This is a genomic window from Paenibacillus whitsoniae (genome assembly GCF_003955665.1).
Classification (GTDB): Bacteria; Bacillota; Bacilli; order Paenibacillales; family NBRC-103111; genus Paenibacillus_E; species Paenibacillus_E whitsoniae.
The window spans coordinates 1-4158 of record NZ_RXHU01000141.1 but is presented as its reverse complement, the minus strand read 5'-3'; the positions used below and the strand labels follow the sequence as shown (position 1 = coordinate 4158).

2 protein-coding genes and 1 pseudogene are annotated in these 4158 nt (G+C 56.1%); 1 reads left to right on the top strand and 2 read right to left on the bottom strand.

Annotated elements, in window-relative coordinates; translation table 11 throughout:
* A pseudogene (locus EJQ19_RS32085) lies at window positions 1-1491 on the top strand (hypothetical protein); the annotation flags it as partial.
* A gap of 152 nt (window positions 1492-1643) precedes the next feature.
* On the opposite strand, the gene EJQ19_RS31085 reads toward EJQ19_RS32085, so the two are convergent.
* Both EJQ19_RS31085 and EJQ19_RS31080 read right to left on the bottom strand, forming a co-directional pair.
* Window positions 1644-2099: a CBS domain-containing protein gene (locus EJQ19_RS31085; protein ID WP_126145091.1), complete on the bottom strand. Its 456-nt coding sequence runs from the start codon at window positions 2097-2099 to the stop codon at window positions 1644-1646.
* A 158-nt stretch (window positions 2100-2257) separates the two neighbouring features.
* On the bottom strand, window positions 2258-3403 hold the full coding sequence (locus tag EJQ19_RS31080) for a rhamnogalacturonan acetylesterase (RefSeq protein WP_241243169.1): 1146 nt from the start codon (window positions 3401-3403) through the stop codon (window positions 2258-2260).
* Between the last annotated feature and the right edge of the window lie 755 nt (window positions 3404-4158).

The following is a 4158-nucleotide window of genomic DNA, read 5'->3' as shown; positions in this document are numbered from 1 at the left end:
CCGAAGCAGCTCGTCACCAGAGCGCAGATCGCCGCGCTGCTCGACCGTGCCGGCAATCAACTGCCGGGGAACAGCGACGGCTTAATCTCCGGCACGATTCTAGCGCCGGTCACAGGCAGCACGGTGACAATCTCCAGCGGCGGGCAGACTTCGACGCTGGCGCTGGATGACGATGTTTTTATTTTCAAAAACGGAAGTCGGGTTTCCACAGCTGCGCTCGCTATTGGCGATACGGTAAAAATCCGTTACTATAACGGCAGCGTCATTTATCTTGAAGTCACGCAGCCCGGCAGCTCGTCGCCGGTTACGCCGGGGCAAGCGGTCGGCGTCCGCAGCGGCATGGTCGCAGCGGCCGTGGCGAATAACAGGCTGACGCTCGTTATTAACGGGCAGTCCGTCGCGCTGCCTTTGCAGACGAACGCCCTGTTCTTCCGGAACGGCTCGCAAATCAGCGCTTCCGGCCTGCAGATCGGCGATCTCGTTACGACCCGCTCCTACAATAACGGCATCGTCTACGTGGAAGTGACGCAGCCGGCGGGTTCGAACGGCTCCCAACCCGTGCTTTCCGGCACGGTCAGCGGGCCGATTGCCTATCCGATCAACAACGGCTCTCTCACGATGACCGTAGGCGGCGAAATTCGCGGCTACTCGCTGAGCAGCGGCGCCATCGTCTACCGCGGCGGCGTGCTGACGACGGCATCGTCGCTCCAAGTCGGAGACGTGATCACCGCGTACACGTACAATAATACCGTCGCGGTGATCGAAGTGACCCAGCCGGTCGTGAAGCCGACTTCGACAGGGGATTTGACAGGCACCGTTGTCGGTCCGGTGGCCAATAACGTGCTGACGGTGTCGAGCGGCGGCATCACCTACAGCCTGCAGCTTGACCCTAAGACATTCGTCTATGTAAACGGCTATCCGAATGCAGCTACCGCGATGCAAGCAGGCAGCGTCGTGAGCTTGCATTACTATAACGGCGTGGTGAACTACGTCGTCGTCTCGCAATTTGCAGGCGGCGCCTCCTCGCCGCTGCCAAGCACCAGCACCGCGACCGGCTCCGTCATTTCCGCGTCGGGAGGTACCCTTGTGCTCGTGAACGGCACACAGGCACAGGCGCTTTCGCTGGATGAGAATGCATTTATATACCGCGGTGGCGTGAAAGTGGCAAGCTCCTCGCTGCAAACCGGCGATGTGGTGAAAGCGGTCGTCTACAACAACAAAGTCGTCTATGTGGAAGTGACGCAGACGACCAGCGGCGCTGGGCAAAGCTTCTACATCTCCGGTACATTTAACAGTCTAACCTTCAACAATCAGGGCAAAATCGCCACCATCTCCGTCAATCAGACCACGAGCAGCGGCAGCACCGTCACATCGGTGTATGCGGTCTCCGCTTCGGTTGTGATTTCCGGCAGCATGTCGGGACTCGTCGCGAATCATGCCATTTACCTGCAAGGGAATGGGCAAGTGATCACGAGCATTACGATTCCTTAAAACGCAACCAGCAGCTCCAGTCGCGTGTTCTCGCGGTTGGAGCTGCTGGTTTGTTAGCTGCTGCTTAGGTTCCCCGGCATAGGGTATGCAGGTAATTCCTGCGATTGTGAGGTATTTACGAAACAGGTAACATGAAAGGCTATCCACATAACTCATAGAATCGCTTGGAACGCATGCCGAATCACATCACCCCTGCTAATGATCCCCGCCAACACGCCTTGCTTCACGACGGGGAGCCTCTTGATCTGTTTCTTTCCCAGAATTGCCGCTATATTTTCAATCTCCTCATTGACATCCACCGTAATGACCTTCTTGTGCGCGATCTGCATAATATTCAGCGGGAGCACACCGCGAACACGATCTTCGAACTCTTCATTGTCTCCCTTAACAACAGCTGTATAGAAATAAGAATATAAAATATGGTCCTCATGCTTACCAATATACCGCATAATATCTCCCGCGCTAAGGTAGGCAACCACTTCATTCCGATCATTCACAACGGGCAAACCGCTAATGCGATACTTAATGAATTTCTCAATAACAACACGTACAGGATCTTCTGTTTTCGCTTTGTACACTTGTCGAACCATAATTTCGTGTGCTTTCATAACAGCTTCCCCCTACATCAAAGTATGGCGAACGACCTGCAACTCCTGCTCGATGACATATTACACTTACATTATACAACGAATTCGATCATAAGGATTAAAAAAGACACAACCTGATCGCCCAGGCGTGCCTTATTCTTGGATGTTAGATCCCATACCTATCGTAAAAACATGTTCAGCGGTTGAAGCTTCAGCCGCTTCAACTCTTCGTACACAAGCCTCGCGACTTCTATGCCGCCTTTTTGCTGAAAATGCGTATTATCTTCCGCACCGTCGGGGAAGTTGATGAACTCACCCGGCGCCAGCCACATGAACAGGGCCTTCGTCCCCTCGGGGCCGAGCTGTTCAAACAGCGTTTTGCTCCGCGCCGCCAGATCGATCAGCCCCACGTCCGCCTCCTTCGCAAGCTCGCGCATCGCGGTCAAATAGTCGCCGTGCGTATCGCGCAGCGTGCCGTCCTCCTCAAAGAAGCGGCGCTGCACAGAGGTGACGAGAATCGGAATCGCTCCCCGCTCCCGTGCGCCGTCAATGTACCGCAGCAGCGTTTCTTTGTACGTGGTAAACGGCTCCGTGCGCCGTTCTTCGTCGGGCTTCTGATCGTTATGCCCGAATTGGATCAGCAGGTAATCGTTCGGCTTGATCACGCTCCAAATTGTATCCAGCACGCCTTCGCTGATAAAGCTTTTCGAGCTGCGGCCCGACAGCGCATAGTTGGCAACGGCCGCGTCCTGCTTGACGAACAGCGGAAGCATTTGTCCCCAGCCGGCATACGGATAGCCGTCCGCGGGCTGATCCGTCACCGTCGAATCGCCGGCCAGAAAAATCGTGCAGGCGCTCGGCGCCGCCTCGACTTCCACCGCATTAATGCGTGGGGCCAGGCCGGTAAACGCCAGCTGGAGCTGCCCGTTCGTCACCCAGACGGAAAAGCTCGCACGCACGAACTGCCCCGCCAACGTGCGCTGTTTGTTCAGGACGAGTCGGCCGGCGTTCGTCTTGATCGTCGTCTCCGTGTCGGCGATCTCGTCGCCGAGCAGCACGGACACCCGGTGCGTCCCGTTCGGGACGTCCACCGCAAATACAGCGCCCAGCGGGATGCAAAAGTCTTGGCGCAGTCCAGCCGGCTCGCCGCGATCTTTGGCGTACACGCGCCCGTCATCGTCAAAACCGTAACCGGCGGCTTTCGTGTACATGGTCTCCGGCGTGACCTTGACGTAGCCATCCGCTGCGGAGACCGCTCCCTGCGCTCCTGTCGTTCCCGCCGTCGGTGCGACCGGGCCAAAATCAAACTTCATGGGTGCTGTCATGCTCGATCTTTCCTTTCATTGTTGGTAATGAAGCTCCGCTGCTGCCAACCCATCCACTCCTTAAGAATTTGCATAAATCAGGATTATCGTACCACTCGGATGTCAGAATTCCCGCTCTGTAACCAGTTAGCGTCCTCTTATTCCGCCTCCGCTGCGCAACATCAGCTTTTAGTCGAAATCCGACCACTGATGCTGTACACAGACTCAGCGTAATCCGGACATCAACTTCTCTGATTGCCCGACATCGCTGGAGATGAGCAAGCAGCCCGATATGAGAAAATCTGCGACTTCCCCTTCTTGACCTGCGTCTTTCCCCGTTCAACTGGAATTTCTCCACCTCATTTTAGCAAAATGGCGTGATTGTTCCCGCTGAACTCGAATTCTTCCCGTACATTTGTCCGTTTGGCCGCCATTCTCCGAAAACGACTGAATTGAGATGGAGGTTTTCCAGTTCATAGACACGGGAAGCTTACGATGATGGTGTACAGCACCTCTGTAGACCATCCGACGCTTAGCTAGCTTGACTTGACAACGTTTAGCTCCCCTTGTTGTCCGTCTTAGGCGCGTACAGCCTGCCTCTTAACCTGACAGCGCAGCCCACTCACCCCAGCGCCACCTCGCCGCCGGGGTACAGCGTCGCGTGCGACAGCCGCTTCGGCTGCGCCAGCGGCGCGGGGCCGGCCGCTGCGCGCACATTCAGCGGCGCGCTGGCGTAAATCCGCAGGGTCTCATCGTCCTGTCTCTTATACACATCT

Coding starts and splice junctions, on each gene's coding strand:
- EJQ19_RS31080 (WP_241243169.1), bottom strand. CDS start 3,403: ATGACAGCACCCATGAAGTTTGATTTTGGCCCGGTCGCACCGACGGCG.
- EJQ19_RS31085 (WP_126145091.1), bottom strand. CDS start 2,099: ATGAAAGCACACGAAATTATGGTTCGACAAGTGTACAAAGCGAAAACA.